We start from the raw sequence: 20,960 nt of genomic DNA on the forward strand, positions 1-20,960 counted from the left end.
AATATGAACATCATCAAAAGGTTTCGACTATGAATAACCTACAATTAGAGACATTGCTCAATCAAACTTTATCACCTCATTTAGTAAAAGACTATTGTCCTAATGGCCTACAGGTTGAAGGAAAAACAATAGTTAAAAAAATTGTGACTGGAGTGACCGCGTCGCAAGCTTTAATTGAGGCGGCAGTTGAAGCTAAAGCTGATGCGATTTTAGTCCATCACGGTTATTTTTGGAAAGGTGAATCTCAATCGATTACTGGAATGAAAGGTAAGCGTATTCGCTCATTGATTCAAAATGATATTAATTTATATGCTTATCATTTACCGCTCGATATTCACCCTCAATTAGGTAATAACGCGCAACTGGCTCAGCTGTTGGATATTGAAACTCAGGGGGGCCTTGAAGGGCACCCACAATCTGTTGCTATGTACGGTACGTTTAAAACACCTATGTCAGGACAAGAGTTAAGTCAAAAAATTGAGACAGTACTGAACCGTAAACCATTACATATTGCCCCATATGAACAAGATAAAGAAATTAAAACCATCGGTTGGTGTACAGGGGGTGGGCAAGACTATTTAGAATTAGCGGCACAATCAGGTCTTGATGCGTTTATTTCAGGTGAAATTTCTGAGCGTACTACCTATATTGCACGTGAATTAGGTATACATTATTTTGCGGCAGGTCACCATGCGACTGAGAGATATGGTGTAAAAGCACTAGGTGAATGGTTAGCAAAGCAGCACGGATTTGATGTCACGTTTATTGATATTGATAATCCGGTATAAGTATTTGCTAATAAAAGAGAAAGCGAGCCTTGAAAGCTCGCTTTTTTATTACGCTTGTTGTTTCAAATTATGCTATTCACGATCTTGTAGAGGTTTGAAATCTCGGCTTAATTTACCTGTGTAAAGTTGGCGAGGACGACCGATACGATTGTGTGGGTCATCATGCATTTCATTCCAATGGGCAATCCAACCTATGGTACGAGAAAGTGCAAAAATTACCGTAAACATAGATACAGGGATACCAATCGCTTTTAGGATAATACCTGAATAGAAATCAACGTTAGGGTACAGTTTCTTCTCAACAAAGTATGGGTCAGAAAGTGCGATACGCTCTAGCTCCATCGCTACATCAAGCAGCGGATCTTCAATGTTAAGCTCCGATAGTACTTCATGGCATGAATCACGCATTACTTTGGCACGTGGGTCGTGGTTTTTGTAGACTCGGTGACCAAAGCCCATTAGGCGGAATGGATCATCTTTATCTTTAGCGCGTTCAATATATTCAGGGATATTTTCAACACTGCCAATCTCTTCTAACATTTTTAAACATGCTTCGTTAGCACCACCGTGAGCCGGGCCCCACAGTGAAGCGATACCCGCTGCAATACAAGCAAATGGGTTAGCGCCAGAAGAACCCGCAAGGCGAACTGTTGACGTTGAAGCATTTTGTTCGTGATCTGCGTGAAGGGTGAAAATTTTATCCATTGCACGCGCAACCACTGGGTTGACGTTGTATTCTTCGCAAGGGTTAGCAAACATCATATGCAAGAAGTTGCTTGCATAATCTAAGTCATTACGAGGATAGATGAATGGTTGCCCGATTGAGTACTTATAACACATTGCCGCTAATGTTGGCATTTTAGACAGTAAGCGGAATGCGGTAATTTCACGGTGCGTTGAATTATTAATATCTAACGAGTCATGATAAAACGCGGCTAATGCACCAACAACGCCACACATTACAGCCATTGGGTGAGCATCACGGCGGAAACCGTGGAAGAAGCTTGCGATTTGCTCATGAACCATAGTGTGATTAGACACGATCTTTTTGAATTTCTCATACTCAGTGCGTGTTGGCGCTTCGCCATAAAGCAAGATATAGCACACTTCTAAATAGTCAGCATTGTTGGCAAGTTGGTCGATTGGGAAACCACGGTGAAGTAAAATACCTTTACCACCATCAATGTAAGTGATTTGGGATTCGCAAGATGCAGTAGCAAGAAAACCTGGGTCAAAAGTAAAATAACCGCTTGCACCTAATTTGCGGACATCCACTACATCTGGGCCATCTGTGCCGCTTAAAATAGGGAGCTCAATAGGTGCTTGACCTTCAATATGAAGGGTCGCTTTCTTATCCGCCATGACATTCTCCTTTGTAAATTATTTATCCATCCAGGATATTTTGTGTGTGCTTTTTGTACTTAGATTCCTACTTAAAGTCAATTATTCTACTTCGAACTGTGTGCTGCTTATTATTTTTTAGTTGGAAAAAGTTAAAAATATGTTCTATGTAGCATATTTTGTTACATGAATTGAATTTGTTTGTTTGCAGTCGTATAGTGCTAATGAAAATTTTGGTTAACGCCTTATTTTATCAGGGGTTTCGGAAGCTTCTCTCGATGAGGTAGATGTTTAATTAACAAAAAATCCATAGATTGACTGGGTGTTTTGGAATGGAAATGTTAATTAAATAGTTACAGGGTGTTTAATCAATTTATGTCAATAACTATAAATGCTCTAGATGGAGCTGAGTGAGCACACCCGTGAATAAAAGAAAGTCCAGACCAGTAAACTTAGATTTACAAACAATACACTTCCCAATTTCTGCCATTGCATCCATTGTGCACCGTGTTTCTGGTGTCATTATGTTTGTTTCTGTTGGTATCTTACTATGGCTACTTGCCACCTCTTTATCATCTCCAGTAGGTTTTTCTCAGGCATCGAGCATTATTGATAGCTTTGCTGTGAAATTCATTTTGTGGGGTATTTTGACTGCACTTGCTTACCACATCTGTGGTGGGGTACGTCATTTACTGATGGATATGAAATATTTTGAAGAGAAAGAAAGCGGTGCGTTAAGCGCTAAAGCTGTTTTCGTGGTCACCGCTGTATTATCGGTATTAGCAGGAGTTCTTGTATGGTAAAGCACATTTCTTCATTCGGACGCAATGGAGTTCATGATTACCTCCTGATCCGTGCAACAGGCATCATCATGACACTTTATACCGTGTACATGGTGGGATTTTTAGCCTGTGGCCCTGATATTAATTACCTGTCATGGCAATCCTTTTTTAGTGGAACGTTCACTAAAGTGTTCACTATGGTGGCGCTTCTATGTGTATTAATTCATGCCTGGATTGGTATGTGGCAGGTATTGACTGATTATATTAAACCAACCGGAGTACGCGTAGCATTACAATTGCTGATCATAGTGACATTAATTGCGTACTTCTTCTCTGGTCTATTTATTTTGTGGGGTGTGTAAGTGAGTATTCCCGTTCGTGAATTTGACGCCGTTGTGATCGGCGCTGGTGGCGCAGGTATGCGCGCTGCATTACAAATTTCAGAGCAAGGCCTATCTTGTGCGTTGCTTTCAAAAGTATTTCCAACTCGTTCTCATACTGTTTCTGCTCAAGGTGGGATTACAGTAGCATTAGGGAATTCACATAAAGATGACTGGCAGTGGCACATGTACGATACCGTAAAAGGTTCAGATTACATTGGTGACCAAAACGCTATCGAATATATGTGTAAAAATGGCCCAGAATCTGTCATTGAATTAGAAAAAATGGGTTTGCCGTTTTCTCGTTTTGAAGATGGTTCTATTTATCAGCGTCCATTTGGTGGTCAATCAAAAGATTTTGGTGGTGAGCAAGCGGCTCGAACGGCTGCCGCGGCTGACCGTACTGGACATGCATTGCTTCATACGCTTTATCAGCAAAACATCAAACATAAAACCACCATTTTCTCTGAGTGGTACGCGCTTGATTTAGTGAAAAATGAAGAAGGTGCGGTATTAGGTACCACGGCTCTTTGCATGGAAACGGGTGAGATTTGCTACTTCAAAGCCAAAGCAACGGTATTGGCAACCGGTGGTGCAGGTCGTATTTATCAATCGACTACTAATGCGCATATTAATACTGGTGATGGTGTTGGTATGGCTCTGCGTGCTGGCGTTCCAATGCAAGATATTGAAATGTGGCAGTTCCACCCAACGGGTATTGCTGGCGCTGGTGTACTGGTTACTGAAGGTTGCCGTGGTGAAGGTGGTTATCTTCTTAATAAAGATGGCGAACGTTTCATGGAACGTTATGCACCGAATGCGAAAGATTTAGCCGGTCGTGACGTAGTCGCACGTTCAATGATGATTGAAATTCGTGAAGGTCGTGGCTGTGACGGTCCTTGGGGGCCACATATTAAATTGAAACTGGATCACTTAGGTAAAGAAGTTTTAGATGCTCGCTTGCCGGGTATTCTTGAATTATCTCGTACCTTTGCTCACGTTGATCCCGTTAAAGAACCGATTCCAGTTATTCCAACTTGTCACTATATGATGGGTGGGGTGCCAACTCAGGTTTCAGGTCAAGCGATTAAACAAGATGCGAATGGTCAAGACCAAGAGGTTCAAGGTCTATTTGCCTGTGGTGAAATTGCTTCTGTATCGGTACATGGTGCAAACCGTCTAGGCGGTAACTCACTACTTGATTTAGTGGTATTTGGCCGTGCAACGGGTCTGCATTTGGGTGAAACGTTGGCACTTCAAGCTGAAACACCTGAAGCAACTGAAGCCGATATTGAAGCATCATTGGCTCGTTATAATCGTTGGGAAAACAGTACTGGCGGTGAAGATCCGGTACAAATTCGTAAAGACTTACAAAGCTGCATGCAAAATAACTTCTCGGTATTCCGTGAAGGTGATGCGATGGCAAAAGGTTTAGAAGAGCTAAAAGCGATTCGTGAGCGTTTGAAAAATGCTTATTTATCGGATAAGTCTACTGAGTTTAATACTCAACGTATCGAATGTTTAGAATTAGACAACTTAATGGAAACGGCTTTTGCAACTGCGGTTGCAGCGAATTATCGTACTGAAAGCCGTGGTGCACATGCCCGCTTTGACTACCCGGATCGTGATGATGCGAATTGGTTATGTCACTCGATTTATAATCCTGAAACGGAAGATATGTCTAAACGTGATGTGAATATGCAGCCTGTACTGCGTGAAGCCTTTCCACCTAAAGCTCGTGTCTACTAAGGGAGATTAAGCAAATGAAAGTCAATTTCTCTTTGTATCGTTATAATCCGGATGCTGACAAAAAGCCTTACATGAAGGATTACGAGTTAGAAGTGGAAGAAGGTTCCGATATGATGGTGCTTGATGCGCTTATCCTATTGAAAGAACAAGATCCGACCATTTCTTTCCGTCGCTCATGTCGTGAAGGTGTATGTGGTTCAGATGGTTTAAACATGAATGGCAAAAATGGCCTTGCGTGTATTACGCCTTTGTCGGCATTATTAGGTAAAAGCAAGGTGGTCATTCGTCCACTGCCAGGTTTACCTGTAGTGCGTGACCTTATTGTTGATATGGCTCAGTTTTATGATAATTATGCCAAAGTTAAACCTTATTTGATCAATGATAGTGAATTACCACCATCGCGTGAAAACTTACAATCACCAGAAGACCGTGCTCACCTAGATGGTTTGTATGATTGCATTATGTGTGCATGTTGTACGACATCTTGCCCGTCATTCTGGTGGAACCCGGATAAATTTATTGGCCCAGCAGGTTTATTAGCCGCCTATCGTTGGTTAATTGATAGCCGAGATACCGCGACAGATGAACGTTTGTCAAATCTTGACGATGCATTTAGCGTTTTTCGTTGTCATGAGATAATGAACTGTGTCAGTGTTTGTCCTAAGGGATTAAACCCAACCAAAGCGATTGGTCATATTAAGACAATGCTTATCAATCGTTCAGTATAAAAATTGCTCTAAGGGCAAGGAAGGTCGGCCTAGCCTTACACTAGGCCGACTTACAATTAGGCATTTACTTACCGTAACCATTTATAGCTGAGTAAGTGTCGAAGCATAATTTGAAACCAAAAAAGGTTAAGGGAAAATATGCACAACGGCGTGATGAAGGCATGGCTCGAGTCTTCACACTTGGCTGGCGCCAATGCAACTTACGTAGAAGATCTCTACGAACTGTATCTTAGTGACCCCGATTTAGTCGGTGACGAATGGAAAGAGGTGTTTGATAGCCTACCAGCAGAAGCTTCTGTCGCAGGTGAACAACCACACTCCCGTGTTCGTGACTACTTCAGACGATTAGCGAAAGAGACAAAGCATTACAATGTCCAAGTTAGTGATCCTGATGTCGATGCTAAACAAGTAAAAGTCTTGCAGTTAATCAATGCTTACCGCTTCCGTGGGCATCAAGCTGCGAATCTAGACCCCCTCAACATTTGGAAACGTGAATCAGTTGCTGAACTTGATCCTGCGTTTCATAATCTCTCTCCTGAAGACTTCCAAGAGTCATTTAACGTCGGTTCTTTTGCGGTAGGCAAAGATACTATGCCGTTGAAAGATATCTATGAAGCCTTAAATAAAATCTACTGTGGTTCAATTGGTGCAGAATATATGCACATCACTAACACTGAAGAAAAGCGTTGGATCCAAGACCGCTTAGAATCAGTGGTAGGTGAAGGTACTTTTACCGCAGAAGAAAAATCCACTTTTCTACATGAACTGACGGCAGCGGAAGGCCTTGAGCGTTATTTAGGCGCAAAATTCCCTGGTGCTAAACGCTTTTCATTAGAAGGTGGTGATGCATTAATACCAATGACAAAAGAATTAATTCGTCATGCTGGCTCAAATGGCATGCGCGAAGTGGTTATTGGTATGGCGCACCGTGGTCGCTTAAATATGTTAGTCAACGTATTGGGTAAAAAACCACAAGATTTATTTGATGAGTTTGCCGGTAAACATGATGAAACATGGGGTACTGGGGATGTAAAATATCACCAAGGTTTCTCTGCTGATTTCTCTACGCCAGGTGGAGATGTACATTTAGCCTTAGCATTTAACCCATCTCACTTAGAGATTGTAAACCCAGTGGTTATTGGTTCGGTACGTGCTCGTCAAGATCGCTTAAATGACAAAGATGGTAGCAAAGTATTACCGATCACCATTCATGGTGACTCTGCGATAGCGGGGCAAGGTGTAGTTGCTGAAACCTTTAACATGTCTCAAGCTCGCGGTTATCAAGTTGGTGGTACGGTTCGTATCGTGGTGAATAACCAAATCGGTTTTACCACATCAAACCCACGCGATATGCGATCAACCATGTACTGTACTGATATCGCTAAGATGGTACAGGCACCGATTTTCCATGTGAATGCCGATGATCCAGAAGCGGTAGCCTTTATTACTCGCATTGCTTTAGATTACCGTAATACTTTTAAACGTGATGTTGTCATTGATTTGGTATGTTATCGCCGCCACGGTCATAACGAAGCCGATGAGCCAAATGCAACTCAGCCTTTGATGTATCAAAAGATCAAAAAGCACCCGACACCACGTAAATTGTACGCTGATGTACTCGTTGACCGTAAAGATATTGAGTTAGAAGATGCAACTCAAATGGTTAACGAATACCGTGATGCACTTGATCGTGGTGAGGTAGTGGTTAAAGAGTGGCGCCCAATGGCACTACACTCTGTTGACTGGACTCCTTACCTAGGTCATGAATGGAATGAAGATTGGGATAACCAAGTTGATTTCACTCGTTTGTCAGAGCTAGGTAGTAAGACTTGTCAGTTCCCTGAAAGTCATAAGTTACAAAGCCGAGTTGCGAAATTGTATAACGATCGTCGCTCTATGGTGAATGGAGAGAAGATGATTGACTGGGGGATGGCTGAAACCTTAGCTTATGCCACTCTTGTCGATGATGGAAAGCGTATTCGTATTACTGGGCAAGATTCCGGTCGTGGTACTTTCTTCCACCGCCATGCAGTATTGCATGATCAAGAAACCGCTAGTACTTATATGCCACTGGCACATATTCACGATAGCCAAGGTCCATTCCAAGTGTTTGACTCTGTATTGTCTGAAGAAGCAGTATTAGCGTTTGAATACGGTTATGCAACGGCTGAACCTAGTGGTTTAACGATTTGGGAAGCTCAATTTGGTGACTTTGCCAATGGTGCTCAAGTTGTGATTGACCAATTTATTTCATCAGGTGAGCAAAAGTGGGGCCGTTTATGTGGTCTAACTATGTTGCTGCCTCATGGTTATGAAGGGCAAGGTCCAGAACACTCATCTGCTCGCTTAGAGCGCTACCTCCAATTGTGTGCTGAGCAAAATATGCAGGTTGTTGTTCCTTCAACGCCAGCTCAGGTTTATCACATGATTCGCCGCCAGGTTGTGCGCCCGATGCGTCGCCCATTGATTGTGATGTCGCCAAAATCTTTATTACGTCATCCTTTGTGTACTTCAACACTAGAAGAGTTAGCACAAGGCACGTTCCAAGCTGCAATTCCAGAAACGGATGAGCTAGAAGCAAGTAAAGTGAAACGTGTTGTGATGTGTTCAGGTAAAGTTTATTACGACTTACTTGAGCAGCGTCGTAAAAATGAACAAGACGATGTCGCAATTATTCGTGTGGAGCAGCTTTATCCATTCCCATACGATGATGTGAGCAAAGCGATTGAGCAATATACCAATGTTGAAGATTTTGTATGGTGTCAAGAAGAGCCGCAGAACCAAGGCGCATGGTATAGCAGTCAACACAATATGCGTTTCGCATTGCCAAATGGTGCAACATTAAAATATGCAGGTCGACCAGCTTCTGCTTCTCCAGCGGTTGGTTATATGTCGGTACACTTGAAGCAACAGAAAGCATTAGTGGATGATGCTTTGAATTTAGACTTTTAGTGCAGTGGATTATTACTCCTAGTTGAATGAACTAGAGATAAGGACTTTACAGATATGACAATTGAAATTCTGGTTCCAGATTTACCTGAATCCGTAGCAGATGCCACTATTGCTACATGGCACAAACAACCGGGTGATTCGGTACAACGTGATGAAGTGTTGGTTGAAATTGAAACTGACAAAGTAGTGTTAGAAGTACCAGCCCCTGATGATGGTGTGTTAGAAGCCATTGTGGAAGAAGAAGGTGCAACGGTTCTTTCAAAGCAACTGATCGCTAAATTAAAAGCTGGTGCAGTCGCTGGAGAGCCAACAAAAGATAAAGCAGAATCAAGTGAAGCATCGCCGGATAAACGCCATAAAGCCGCTTTAAATGAAGAATCTAATGACGCGCTAAGTCCAGCCGTTCGTCGTTTATTAGCGGAACACAGCCTTGAAGCATCAGATGTGAAAGGTACAGGTGTTGGTGGTCGTATTACTCGTGAAGATGTTGACGCGCACCTTGCTAATAAATCAGCAACGCCAGCGAAAGAAGAGAAAGAAACTCAAGTTGAAGCTCCTACCGCTGCTCGTACTGAAAAGCGCGTACCAATGACTCGCTTACGTAAAACGGTAGCAAATCGTCTGCTTGAAGCGAAAAATTCAACAGCAATGCTGACAACCTTTAACGAAGTGAACATGAAGCCAATTATGGATCTTCGTGCTCAATATAAAGAGCAGTTTGAGAAGCGTCATGATACACGCTTAGGCTTTATGTCTTTCTATGTTAAAGCGGTAACAGAAGCGTTGAAGCGTTACCCTGAAGTGAATGCTTCAATTGATGGTGATGATATCGTTTATCATAATTATTTTGATATCAGCATGGCGGTTTCTACACCACGTGGCCTTGTTACTCCGGTATTGAAAGACTGCGACACGCTAGGCTTTGCTGATATTGAGAAAGGCATTAAAGATCTCGCGATCAAAGGACGTGATGGTAAATTGCAAGTTGAAGATTTAATGGGCGGTAACTTCACTATCACAAATGGTGGTGTATTTGGCTCATTAATGTCGACACCAATCATTAACCCACCACAAGCGGCAATTTTGGGTATGCATAAAATCCAAGATCGTCCAATGGCGGTAAACGGTAAAGTGGAAATTTTACCAATGATGTACCTCGCTCTGTCTTACGATCACCGCTTGATTGATGGTCGTGAATCAGTTGGATTCCTAGTAACCATTAAAGAGTTACTGGAAGATCCTGCTCGTTTACTGTTGGACGTCTAAATTAAGCAATTGATGGGGTAGAAGTGAACTATCTACCCCTTTTTATATCAGTACACCTACACAAATAATGGCATTCCCTTACTTAAATTAAATGCCAATGGAAATAATAAATCCTCACGGATAACGAAATGGAAATAGCACAATGAATTTGCATGAATATCAAGCTAAACAGCTGTTCGCTGAATTCGGATTGCCAGTACCGGAAGGTTACGCTTGCAATACTCCTCTTGAAGCTTATGAAGCAGCAGGTCGCATTAATACCGCTAAAAAAGTGGTTAAATGTCAGGTACATGCTGGTGGACGAGGTAAAGCTGGCGGTGTAGAACTGCACGACACCAAAGATGGTGTAAAAGAATTTGCGCAAAAGTGGCTAGGTAAAAACTTAGTAACTTATCAAACAGATGCTAACGGCCAACCAGTAACAAAAATTTTGGTGGAAGAAGCATCAGACATCGCGAATGAATTGTACCTAGGTGCAGTCGTTGACCGTGGTACACGTCGTATCGTGTTCATGGCATCAACGGAAGGTGGTGTTGAAATTGAAAAAGTGGCAGAAGAAACGCCAGAACTTATTCATAAAGCCGCGATTGATCCATTGGTTGGCCCTCAGGCATACCAAGGACGTGAACTTGCATTCAAACTTGGCCTTAAAGGCAACCAAATCAAACAATTTACTCAGATCTTCATGGGTCTAGGTACGATGTTTGCACAGTACGATTTAGCGCTACTTGAAATTAACCCATTGGTTATTACCGGTTCAGGCGATCTATTGTGTCTAGACGGTAAAATTAACATTGATTCAAATGCAATGTACCGTCAACCAAAATTGCGTGAAATGCACGATCCATCTCAAGAAGATGAACGTGAAGCACATGCGGCACAATACGAACTGAACTATGTTGCTTTAGATGGCAATGTAGGTTGTATGGTTAACGGTGCTGGTCTTGCAATGGGTACGATGGATATCGTAAACCTACACGGTGGTAAGCCAGCAAACTTCCTTGATGTAGGCGGCGGCGCAACCAAAGAACGTGTTGCTGAAGCATTCAAGATCATCTTATCTGATACTAATGTTAAAGCGGTTCTAGTAAATATCTTTGGTGGTATCGTTCGTTGTGACATGATTGCAGAAGGTATTATCGGTGCTGTGAAAGAAGTCGGTGTTGAAGTGCCAGTAGTGGTTCGTCTTGAAGGGACTAACGCAGAACTTGGTCGTGAAGTATTGGCTAAATCTGGTTTAGATATCATTGCAGCAACATCTCTTAAAGATGCAGCAGTTCAAGTAGTTAAAGCGGCGGAGGGCAAATAATGTCAGTACTAATTAATAAAGATACCAAAGTTATTTGCCAAGGTTTTACTGGCGGTCAAGGTACGTTTCACTCAGAACAAGCTATTGCTTATGGAACACAAATGGTAGGTGGTGTATCTCCAGGTAAAGGCGGTACTGAACATCTAGGTCTTCCAGTATTCAATACGGTTCGTGAAGCGGTAGAAGCGACCGGCGCAACGGCAACGGTTATCTATGTACCAGCTGCTTTTTGTAAAGACGCTATTTTAGAAGCGATTGATGCGGGTATTGAACTGATTGTAACGATCACCGAAGGCATCCCAACGCTTGATATGCTTGATGTAAAAGTGAAGCTAGAAGAAACCGGCGTTCGTATGATTGGTCCTAACTGCCCAGGTGTGATTACTCCGGGTGAATGTAAGATTGGTATCATGCCTGGTCATATTCATAAGCCAGGTCGCGTAGGTATTGTTTCACGTTCCGGTACTCTAACTTACGAAGCAGTAAAACAAACAACCGATGCAGGTTTTGGTCAATCGACTTGTGTTGGTATTGGTGGTGATCCAATTCCAGGCACTAACTTCATCGATGTATTGGAAATGTTCCAAAACGATCCCGCGACTGAAGCAATCGTAATGATTGGTGAAATTGGTGGTACTGCAGAAGAAGAAGCGGCTGCTTATATTAAAGCGAATGTTACTAAGCCTGTAGTCTCTTACATTGCGGGTGTAACTGCTCCTCCAGGCAAACGTATGGGCCATGCTGGTGCGATTATCTCTGGTGGTAAAGGTACTGCTGAAGATAAGTTTGCAGCACTTGAAGCCGCCGGTGTAAAAACAACTAAGTCATTAGCAGAAATTGGTGATGCACTAAAAGAAGTGACTGGCTGGTAATTTTAATGCCGTATATTTTTTAGTATGAAAGGTCATCTTCGGATGGCCTTTTTTATTGGTTTTTTTATATATAAATAGATACAGTGGAGTAGATATACCCAAGTAACTTCAAGATGATAGCTCTTAATTCTGCACCTTGAAGTCACTTGGATATACAATACATATTCACTTATTGAAAGGAATAACTATGTTTAGTCATATCATGCTTGGTGCTACTGATCTTGAAGCTTCTAAAAAATTCTACGATGCAATTTTAGGTACACTGGGATACGAGCCAGGTATTATTAAAGGCGATAGTTGTGTTTATGCTACACCAACTGGAATCTTTATTATTAAGAAACCATTGAATGGTGAGGCTGCTAGCCATGGTAATGGTTCGACTTTCGGATTTGCTATTGCAACGCCTGAACTTGTACATACATGGCATGATGCTGGTGTAGCAAATGGTGGAATTACCTGTGAAGAGCCTCCGGGTGAGCGAAATGGAGTAGCCGGTCGTTTGTATCTGGCTTACTTACGGGATCCGGCGGGGAATAAACTTTGTGGAACACACCGCTTAGCTTAATAGAAATACATTGAAGCCGGAGTTAGGTAACATCCGGCTTGATTCAGTGTTTTAAGCTGTGTTAAGTCACTTAACCTTAAGCGACCTAGTTATTATGAGGTTTTAACTGGCTCAGCATAAACATCGCGGTTGCCGAAATAACCACAGAAGGGCCCGCAGGTGTATCATAGAACCAAGAAAGTGATAGCCCACATAGAACCGCTATCATCCCAATACAAGAAGCACCAATTGCCATTTGCTCCGGTGTATGTGCAAAGCGTCTTGCTGTAGCTGCAGGAATAATTAATAACGAAGTAATAATTAATGCACCAACAAACTTCATTCCTACGGCAATCACAAGCCCGACGAGTAACATTAAGACTACTCGCATAAACGGAACATTAATGCCTTCTACACTTGCGAGCTCTTCACTTATCGAAGTGGATAGTAACGCGCGCCAAAAGATGACGAGCAAAGCCATGATGACTGCACCACCAAGGTAGACAAAGGTGAGATCAGATGGGCTTATGGCTAATAAATCACCAAATAAATAACTCATTAAATCGACACGCACATTATCTAAGAAGCTCACAGCTACTAACCCGAGAGACAGAGCACTATGAGCTAAAATCCCGAGTAAAGTATCTGTGGCGATCACTTTTTGTTCTTGTAATGCGGCAAGTAAAACTGCTAGCCCAAGGCAACATACCACTAAAGCTAAATATAAATTGATATCTAATAAAAAGCCGAGCGCTAAGCCTAGCAGTGAAGCGTGAGCTAAAGTGTCACCAAAGTAAGCCATTTTTCGCCATACCACTAGCGAGCCAAGTGGCCCGGAAATAATTGCGATACCTAGTCCGGCTAAAATAGAAGGTAATAAAATATCAAGCATGGGTTAGTGTCCACGTTTTTGCTGGTGAGTTGAAGTATGAGCACAGTGAGTATGTGAGCAAGCTTCTGGTTCACCTTCGATAGCGTCACCAGATAGATCGTGATGATGTCGATGATTATGATGATAAAACGCTAATGTATCTTTGGCGGTTTGACCAAACATAGCGATATAAGAAGGGTGCTTGGTAATTGCTTCTGGCGCACCAGAGCAGCAAATATGGTGGTGTAAACAAATAACTTCGTCGGTTTGAGCCATAACGAGATGTAGGTCATGGGATACCATCAGAACGGCACAACGAAAGCGTTGTCTTAATGAGTTAATTAAAGTGTATAAATCAATTTGTCCTTGCACATCCACACCTTGAGCAGGCTCATCAAGAACCAATAAATCTGGACGCTGGAGTAATGCGCGAGCAAGTAGTACGCGTTGGTTTTCCCCACCAGATAGCTTATGCATATCATTTTTATATAAACTTTCAGCACCGACTAAACGTAAAGCTTCCATACGTTCATTCACACTATAGCGTCCTGCAAGCTTTAGAAAGCGGTCGACGGTCAAAGGGAGGCTGTCATTTAAGCGCAACTTTTGTGGTACATAGCCAATACGTAATTTATTTTTTCTAGTAATAGTACCGGAAGTCGATTTAATTAAGCCGAGCATAATTTTAACGAGTGTAGACTTTCCTGCACCATTAGGACCAATAATTGTGGTGATCTCACCTTTATTTATGGCCAGGCTAATATTATCGAGCACCGACTTATCGTTGAACTTAACAGTGATGTTGTCGAGACGAATTAATTCAGACATTGTTAACCAGCTTGATGATGTGTAATGTTATATAGTAACATTATGTAAAATGATTACCATAACTATCAATTGTTCTCGTTATGAATCGTCATAACTATAGCAATTGATGAAAACATTCTATTTGGAGAAACGAATGCAACGCATTTTATCACAAGCATGGATCGCGGTTGTAATGATATTTGGTTTTGTCTCACATGCTGCTTGGTCAAAAAGTGAAGAACAGCCAATATCAGTACTGACATCCATTAAGCCATTGCAATTGATCACTCAAGAGTTAACGAAAGGTGTCGCAGATACCCAGGTATTACTTGCTAATAATACCTCTCCTCACGACTATGCATTAAAACCTTCTGATGTGCGTAAATTGAAATCTGTCGATTTATTTATTTGGGTTGGTCCTGGGCTAGAATCATTTTTGGAAGGCGTGCTAGAGGGGAATAATAATACTCTGCAATTGGATCTGTCTGAGAAAATAGATAAAATCGTTTATGATCAGCATGATGAACACGGTCATGAAGATCACGACCATGAGCACGAAGCACATGATGATGGACACCACCATCATGGTAACTATAACCCGCATTTGTGGTTAGGCCCAGTTCAAGCTCAGCAAATGGCTAAAGTGATTTCGGATAAACTGAGTGTAATTGATCCTGAGCATAGTGAACAGTATGCTCAAAATTACGCGGAGTTCATTCAACATTTGAATACGACCATCGCACAAGTGAAGCAAGAAATCGCACCAGTAAAAAACAATGGTTATTATGTTTTTCATGATGCTTACAGTTACTATGAAGATTACTTTGGCCTCAATCATTTGGGCGCATTTACGGTTTCTCCTGATCGCCGACCTGGAGCAAAAAGCTTAATTGCTATTAGAAACGCACTTCAGACAAATCAAGTGTATTGTGTTTTTGCTGAACCGCAATTTACGCCTGCCGTGATTGATTCTGTAACCCGTGGCACTAGTGTAAATCATGGTATATTAGATCCACTCGCGACTGATTATGAAGTAAAGCCTGGCGCTTATTTCCAATACTTACAAGATCTCGGAACCAGTTTTAGTCAGTGCCTTACTCGTTAAGGAATATTTTTGCACAAGAAGTACCAAAAGGTAGGTTATAAAAAGCAGCTTCGTCTATGGATGTGGCTGCTTTTGTTATTGGTACTGGTTATTACTCTCTTTTTTCACCTCTTCTTCCACCGCTCTATATTCTCATTACATACTGATGCTTCTTTAAGTTCATCACAAAACGTATTTTCTGAAGCAATTTTGGAGCGTGATGATCCTAATTTAACCTTAGATAAAGATGCTATTGATCAGCAACAAGAACAACTTAATCATAGTCACAAAGTCCAAGCAGGTGAAACACTCTCTGATATTTTTAAGCTTTATGGGTTAGATCACAATGATTTACTGTTGATGATTAAAGCTCGTCCACAAGCAATAGCGGTAGTTGAAGGGCAAGTTGTTGATTGGGTCCAAGATGACTCCGGGGCTTTACTTTCATTGCAAATCTACCGAAATGCTCGCTTAAGCAGTTTATACACCAAAGTAAATGACCAGTTTTTATTTACTCCTCTAGTTGCTTCTTCCGAAACTCAATCTCTGGTTAAAATTGGGGTCGTTGGGCGTAATTTCTATCAAAGTGCACAGGCTATTGGTTTAACTCAAGAACAAATTCAAACTATCGCGACGGCCTTGTACTGGCAAATTGATGTGACTTCACCTGTGACGATAGGAGATAAGTTTTTCGTTGAATTAGAACAGAGCGTTATTGGTGGGCAAAGTGTTGGAGCCAGTAAGGTGATGGCAATTTGGTATCAACATAGAGGGAAAGATATTCAAGTCGTGCGTTTTAGTGATGGACGTTTTTATCATTCCGATGGTGTGAGTGTTGAGAAAACACTGGATAGATTACCTTTGAAGCGTTTTTATCCGGTGAGTTCAGAGTTTAATCCTCATCGTTTAAATCCTGTTACCCATCAATATGCCCCTCACTATGGCACCGATTTGGCCACCCCAGTTGGTACTCCAGTATATGCAACAGGAGATGGCGTTGTAAAAAAAGTCGGTGATCATCCGTTAGCCGGTAAATATATCGTGCTCAGTAATGGCCGCATTTACAGTACGCACTTTTTCCACTTGAGCCAATCGCTTGTAAAGGTAGGCGATCGGATCAAGAGAGGGCAAAAAATTGCACTAACGGGTAATTCAGGACGCTCTACTGGGCCGCATTTACATTATGAGCTACGTCAAAATGGCCAACCACTTGATGCGATGCTTGCGCCTCTACCTAAGCAAACAAGTATATCACTTGAGCTGACTCCTGAATTTGATGAACAAGTGAAAGCTCGGATGTCACTATTGCATGAACAATTTTAAACTCGGTTGATAGTTTCTATACCCAAGTTACTGAGTATATTGCTATGACCAGATCTCGTTTTATTCAACGTAACTCACTATTAACATGCACTGGATCACCAACATATTAATTGTCGCAAAATATCTGTTTAAATTGATGATTAATGTGCCATAATTTTGTTGTGTCCCGCTTGGTAATCTTTAAAGGCAGTTTGTGACTTTGCGTATTTTTCGGTTTTTAGTGTTGCTAGTCGTTTCTTTTTCCGTCAATGCAATAGAAACAGATTCCATTTTTTATTCTCTACCAAGCCAAGCGCAAGGGCATTTTTTAACGGCAAAAAAATTGTTTCCGAACGAAAAAGGGGGCGTTTGGGTTCAAGATACTCAAAATCAAATTTACTACTTTGATGGCCAACATTTTTCACTGCTTCCAGGGCGTGCATTTAATCATGATACTAACCATGTAACCTACGCATCAGGATACTTTTGGTATATTGATAGTGAGCGTTTACTTAAAGTTGATAATATTGGTCATAAGGAAGTGGTGTTTGAAAATTCAAAGAAAGAATTATTTCAAGCGATAGGGCAATCTGAACAAATAGTGTGGCTATATGGTAGTCACCACTTTCATACCTTTGATACTCACACTGGTGAGCACCGTACCATTCCTGTATCACAAATTACCCAAGGTTCAACCAGAGACAATAGTGGTATTGTCAGTGCCACTTTAGTTGCTGGAAAGTGGGTAGTGGCGACCAATCAATCGCTTTTCTATTTAGATAAAACAGGCATTCGACGAGTGCTATCTAAGCAATTTTCCAATATAAATCAATTAGCTTTTGATAAAAAAAATCTACACTTATTGGTTGGAACACAAAGTGGAGCTTTTCGCCTTAATATGGCAACCATCAAACCTGATGTTGAGATGATTGCTTCAGGCCAGGTTCAAACTATCTTAATTACCCCTAATGATTATTGGGTCGGTACTAAAAAAGGTTTGTTTGTTCATCAATTAGACACTCAATTGACGAAACATATTTATGGCAGTTATCAAGATGATTTGGCTTTATCTAGTAACAATATCATGGGGCTAAGTGCTGATGATAAAGGTGGTGTTTGGATTGCTACGGCTAAAGGTATCAATTACTACTCCCAGGCTAGCGGCTTATTTAAACGAGTCCGCTTTGGGCGAGAAAAATACAATCTACCTTACTTGCATATTAATGATGTAATCGCAATTAATGACCGAACAGCATGGCTGGCAAGTAACTTAGGTTTATTTAAAGTAACGGCAAGCCAGGTTGACGATAAAGAAAATAAAGTCGAAAAGTTGTTAGATTACAATGTCTCTCATATTAGTCAGTTTGGGCGCATTTTATGGTTAAGCCAAGGTGATAAACTTATACGCTATGATACTGATTCTGGTGCCACAAATGTGATCCGCAAACAAAATAAATGGGCAGGAAGGCGTATTTCTCATCTAATTGCTGATCATCAGGGTGATATCTGGATCGCAAATGAACTTGGGCTGTATCGTTATTCACCGAAGCAGAAGATGACCGATGAACTAGGGCTTGAATGGATGGTGGATCAATATGGACCATCTACGATTACTAGTCTTTATCCGGGGAATAGTGGAAAATTCTGGATTGGTACGGATCATGGGGTCTATAAATATAATAACCAAGCGGTAACCTTTGACGCTAGAAGTGCGGATTACGGTGATGTGATCTCTCTCACTGAGTCGGTTAATCATCAGGTTTGGAGCGCGAGTGGCTACGGCTTATTGCTCATGCAAGAGAACGATCTCAATGCAATTAAGGTTCGCCTACCTCACTCAAATAGTACCCCTCTTTGCGTTATTGATTCGAAACTAGGTACTTGGGTTACCACGACTAAAGGTATCCATTATTATGATCAAACTGCAGCGCTTTCTCATTATTTCCCGACGCCATTTGGTATCGTGGCCAACGAGTTTCTTCCCAATGGCTGTAGTGTATCACCCGATGGAAAAACCTTAGTACTCACTACTCGTCTTGGCCTTGTGTTTGCTTCAACAGAGAGACTCATTCAAGCAGAGTTACCCACTAATGATGTTTTGGTCGGTGAGTTTCAGGTCGAGCACTCAGTGTTAATGGTCGCACCGCAAACTAATAAAGATATTCACGTTAATTATGGTCGTTCTGTCAGTGTACTATTTGGTATTTTGCCGAATTTTGAAGTACCACAAGTGCAATATCGTTTACTCGGTAGTGAAAAAGAAAACTGGGTCGACTTTCAAGGTTCACAGTTAACTTTTGAACATTTAGAACCAGGTCGTTACACCTTAGAATTAAAGACAATATCTCAGATTGGAACGAGTCATCCTGGGACTAGGTATAGCTTTATTGTGAGTAAACCTTGGTATTTACTTCCGAGTAGTGTGGCTATTTTTGCTTTATTACTGATTGGTAGCATTGTACTGCTGATTGCATGGCGTTCTAAAATTATGGTGAAAACCAACTTAAGGTTAAGGCGTCTGATTAACCTGAAAACTCAGCAATTAAGGCATCAAAGTCAATTATTGGTTAGCAGTAATATGCAGTTAAGGAAGCAAGCTCAGACCCGGCGTATACTGGTTGGAGAACGAGTGACCAAAGCTAAATCAAGCCTTGATGATCTGAAAGACTACCTACACAAGAGTAATCTCAAAAATACACCAGCGTTAGGCCATGCAGAGCAAGCGCTAGAGCCTTTAGAACAAATTCTAGCTTTATATGACAATAAGGCACCAGAGTGCACGGTATTTGATGGGCAAGTGGTCTCTTTTGTTGTTAAAGCCGTAGTGAAAGGTTGGCAACAAGAAGCGGATAAAGTAGGGATCACTTTGCTTGTTGAAGATAGTAGTCAAGGCTGTTTGGTTAAAGTTAAACATTTTAATCTTGATATGATCTTAAATACTTTGATGGCGAGTGCTTTGATTCGTTCAGATGCCAATCAAATTATTCACCTTTCCGCTAAACTCGCTGATGGTCGACTCCTTATTTCCATCGAAGATACGGGAGAAGGAATCGCTGAAGAGGAAATACAGGCTTTTGAAGCTCAAGAGTTTGGTAGAGTGGGAATTGAGCCTAAATTTACGTTATCAGATACTTCTTTATCTGCTATTGCTCAAATGGCTGAGCATAGTGGGGGGGATTTCAATTTTCATTATAATCAACTTATACACCGAACTCGCTTATCCATCTCATGGCCTGTTGAGGCGTGTATTCCCCCGACTAATATTGGTGAAGAGTCTTGCATTGCTGAAACAGCAACGTCCCAACAGGGGACTCATAATGTAAATAAACAATCGAATAACAAAGTTCAAAATGACTGGCTTGATAAAGTTTATCAATTAGTTGAAGAGCATTATTCCGATCCTGACTTTAGTACCTGTCATGCCGCAAAGATGCTGTTTGTATCAGAGAGAAGCTTACAAAGAAAGTTTAAATCTTTATCTGGTGGGGCATTTATGGATTATGTGACAAAAGTTCGTTTAGAGAAGGCCTGCGAGTTATTAATTTCAGGTGAGAAAATATCAGATACTGCTTTTGAAACCGGATTTAATGACCCGTCATACTTCAGCCAAAGGTTTAAGCATTACTTTGGCTTATCACCATCTAAGTTTATTGAAAATTCAATAGAGTGATTTTGGGAGCCTAATCGCTCAGAGATTGGCTCATCATAAAGCTCAGATCAAATAAGGGCGTGTTGCTTAAAACAACACGCCTTTATACTCAAGTGACTTCAAGATGCAGCATAAAGCTTGTTTTAATCTTGCTGAAACTCGCACCTTGAGGTTACTTGGGTATATTTATGAATAAAAAAAACGTGACATAACCGGGGGGATCATGTCACGGGTGTAATGACACCTTCGCTTGCTGCCGGAGTGTATTGATAAACAATACACATCAGGAATAAAAAGGTTAGATAACTACGTGCTATCGATAGATGTATTTATACTGGATAGGACTTATTTTTCGTATAAAAATAACGACATAGATATATGAAATTAGCGACAATTTGTTCATAAATTAAAATATTAATTTAATTTCAATGGTTTAGTTGGTTTTGTTTGAGGGTGTTTTTTCTTGAGTAATATTTTAAATTGACGTTTTTGACGTAAATCGAAAAACAGAACTGACGATTTTGACATTAAATACC

General features: G+C 41.2%; 16 protein-coding genes. 13 read left to right on the top strand and 3 right to left on the bottom strand.

Annotated features, from left to right (window positions below; genetic code table 11):
• Window positions 1–29 precede the first annotated feature (29 nt).
• Entirely contained in the window at window positions 30–788 is a 759-nt protein-coding gene (locus tag QQJ93_RS13650) for a Nif3-like dinuclear metal center hexameric protein (protein WP_089123284.1), read from the top strand.
• 72 nt (window positions 789–860) lie between these two features.
• Here the strand turns inward: QQJ93_RS13650 and QQJ93_RS13655 are convergent, their stop codons facing one another.
• Window positions 861–2,150: a citrate synthase gene (locus QQJ93_RS13655; protein ID WP_089123283.1), complete on the bottom strand. Its 1,290-nt coding sequence runs from the start codon at window positions 2,148–2,150 to the stop codon at window positions 861–863.
• 389 nt (window positions 2,151–2,539) lie between these two features.
• On the opposite strand from QQJ93_RS13655, the gene sdhC reads away from it, so the two are divergent.
• The 9 genes from sdhC to QQJ93_RS13700 all read left to right on the top strand — a co-directional run bounded on the left by sdhC (window position 2,540) and on the right by QQJ93_RS13700 (window position 12,732).
• Window positions 2,540–2,932, top strand: coding sequence for a succinate dehydrogenase cytochrome b556 subunit (gene sdhC, locus QQJ93_RS13660; RefSeq protein ID WP_089123282.1), 393 nt, complete (start codon window positions 2,540–2,542; stop codon window positions 2,930–2,932).
• A complete protein-coding gene (gene sdhD, locus QQJ93_RS13665) occupies window positions 2,926–3,273 on the top strand; it encodes a succinate dehydrogenase, hydrophobic membrane anchor protein (RefSeq protein ID WP_089123281.1) in 348 nt (115 codons plus the stop codon). Before sdhC ends, sdhD begins: the two co-directional genes overlap by 7 nt.
• Complete coding sequence (gene sdhA / locus QQJ93_RS13670) at window positions 3,274–5,040, top strand: succinate dehydrogenase flavoprotein subunit (RefSeq protein ID WP_089123280.1); 1,767 nt, start codon at window positions 3,274–3,276, stop codon at window positions 5,038–5,040. It abuts the gene before it with no gap.
• Between the two features lie 14 nt (window positions 5,041–5,054).
• On the top strand, window positions 5,055–5,768 hold the full coding sequence (locus tag QQJ93_RS13675; RefSeq protein WP_089123279.1) for a succinate dehydrogenase iron-sulfur subunit: 714 nt from the start codon (window positions 5,055–5,057) through the stop codon (window positions 5,766–5,768).
• A 138-nt stretch (window positions 5,769–5,906) separates the two neighbouring features.
• The gene (gene sucA / locus QQJ93_RS13680) at window positions 5,907–8,720 is read left to right on the top strand and encodes a 2-oxoglutarate dehydrogenase E1 component (protein ID WP_089123278.1); all 2,814 of its coding nucleotides are present in this window, start codon (window positions 5,907–5,909) and stop codon (window positions 8,718–8,720) included.
• Window positions 8,721–8,774: 54 nt separating this feature from the next.
• Window positions 8,775–9,986 (top strand): 2-oxoglutarate dehydrogenase complex dihydrolipoyllysine-residue succinyltransferase, encoded by a 1,212-nt coding sequence (gene odhB / locus QQJ93_RS13685; protein ID WP_089123277.1) that lies wholly within the window; start codon window positions 8,775–8,777, stop codon window positions 9,984–9,986.
• Window positions 9,987–10,128: 142 nt separating this feature from the next.
• Complete coding sequence (sucC, locus tag QQJ93_RS13690; protein WP_027697011.1) at window positions 10,129–11,295, top strand: ADP-forming succinate--CoA ligase subunit beta; 1,167 nt, start codon at window positions 10,129–10,131, stop codon at window positions 11,293–11,295.
• Entirely contained in the window at window positions 11,295–12,167 is an 873-nt protein-coding gene (gene sucD, locus QQJ93_RS13695) for a succinate--CoA ligase subunit alpha (protein ID WP_027697012.1), read from the top strand. Before sucC ends, sucD begins: the two co-directional genes overlap by 1 nt.
• 187 nt (window positions 12,168–12,354) lie before the next feature.
• Window positions 12,355–12,732 (top strand): VOC family protein, encoded by a 378-nt coding sequence (locus QQJ93_RS13700; RefSeq protein ID WP_089123276.1) that lies wholly within the window; start codon window positions 12,355–12,357, stop codon window positions 12,730–12,732.
• A gap of 85 nt (window positions 12,733–12,817) precedes the next feature.
• Here QQJ93_RS13700 and znuB read toward each other — a convergent pair whose 3' ends face one another.
• Together znuB and znuC are read right to left on the bottom strand one after the other, a co-directional pair.
• Window positions 12,818–13,603, bottom strand: a complete 786-nt coding sequence (znuB, locus tag QQJ93_RS13705; protein WP_089123275.1) for a zinc ABC transporter permease subunit ZnuB — start codon at window positions 13,601–13,603, stop codon at window positions 12,818–12,820.
• A gap of 3 nt (window positions 13,604–13,606) precedes the next feature.
• On the bottom strand, window positions 13,607–14,410 hold the full coding sequence (znuC, locus tag QQJ93_RS13710) for a zinc ABC transporter ATP-binding protein ZnuC (protein ID WP_089123274.1): 804 nt from the start codon (window positions 14,408–14,410) through the stop codon (window positions 13,607–13,609).
• 172 nt (window positions 14,411–14,582) lie between these two features.
• Between znuC and znuA the strand changes: the two genes are divergently transcribed.
• The 3 genes from znuA to QQJ93_RS13725 all read left to right on the top strand — a co-directional run bounded on the left by znuA (window position 14,583) and on the right by QQJ93_RS13725 (window position 20,445).
• Entirely contained in the window at window positions 14,583–15,494 is a 912-nt protein-coding gene (znuA, locus tag QQJ93_RS13715) for a zinc ABC transporter substrate-binding protein ZnuA (protein WP_244943701.1), read from the top strand.
• Window positions 15,495–15,503: 9 nt separating this feature from the next.
• The gene (locus QQJ93_RS13720) at window positions 15,504–16,796 is read left to right on the top strand and encodes a peptidoglycan DD-metalloendopeptidase family protein (RefSeq protein ID WP_089123272.1); all 1,293 of its coding nucleotides are present in this window, start codon (window positions 15,504–15,506) and stop codon (window positions 16,794–16,796) included.
• 193 nt (window positions 16,797–16,989) lie between these two features.
• Window positions 16,990–20,445 carry a helix-turn-helix domain-containing protein gene (locus tag QQJ93_RS13725; RefSeq protein ID WP_089123271.1) on the top strand — a complete coding sequence of 1,152 codons (3,456 nt, stop codon included), beginning with the start codon at window positions 16,990–16,992 and terminating at the stop codon, window positions 20,443–20,445.
• Window positions 20,446–20,960 lie beyond the last annotated feature (515 nt).

The sequence above is a fragment of the Vibrio algivorus genome (assembly GCF_030161215.1).
GTDB classification, from domain to species: domain Bacteria; phylum Pseudomonadota; class Gammaproteobacteria; order Enterobacterales; family Vibrionaceae; genus Vibrio; species Vibrio algivorus.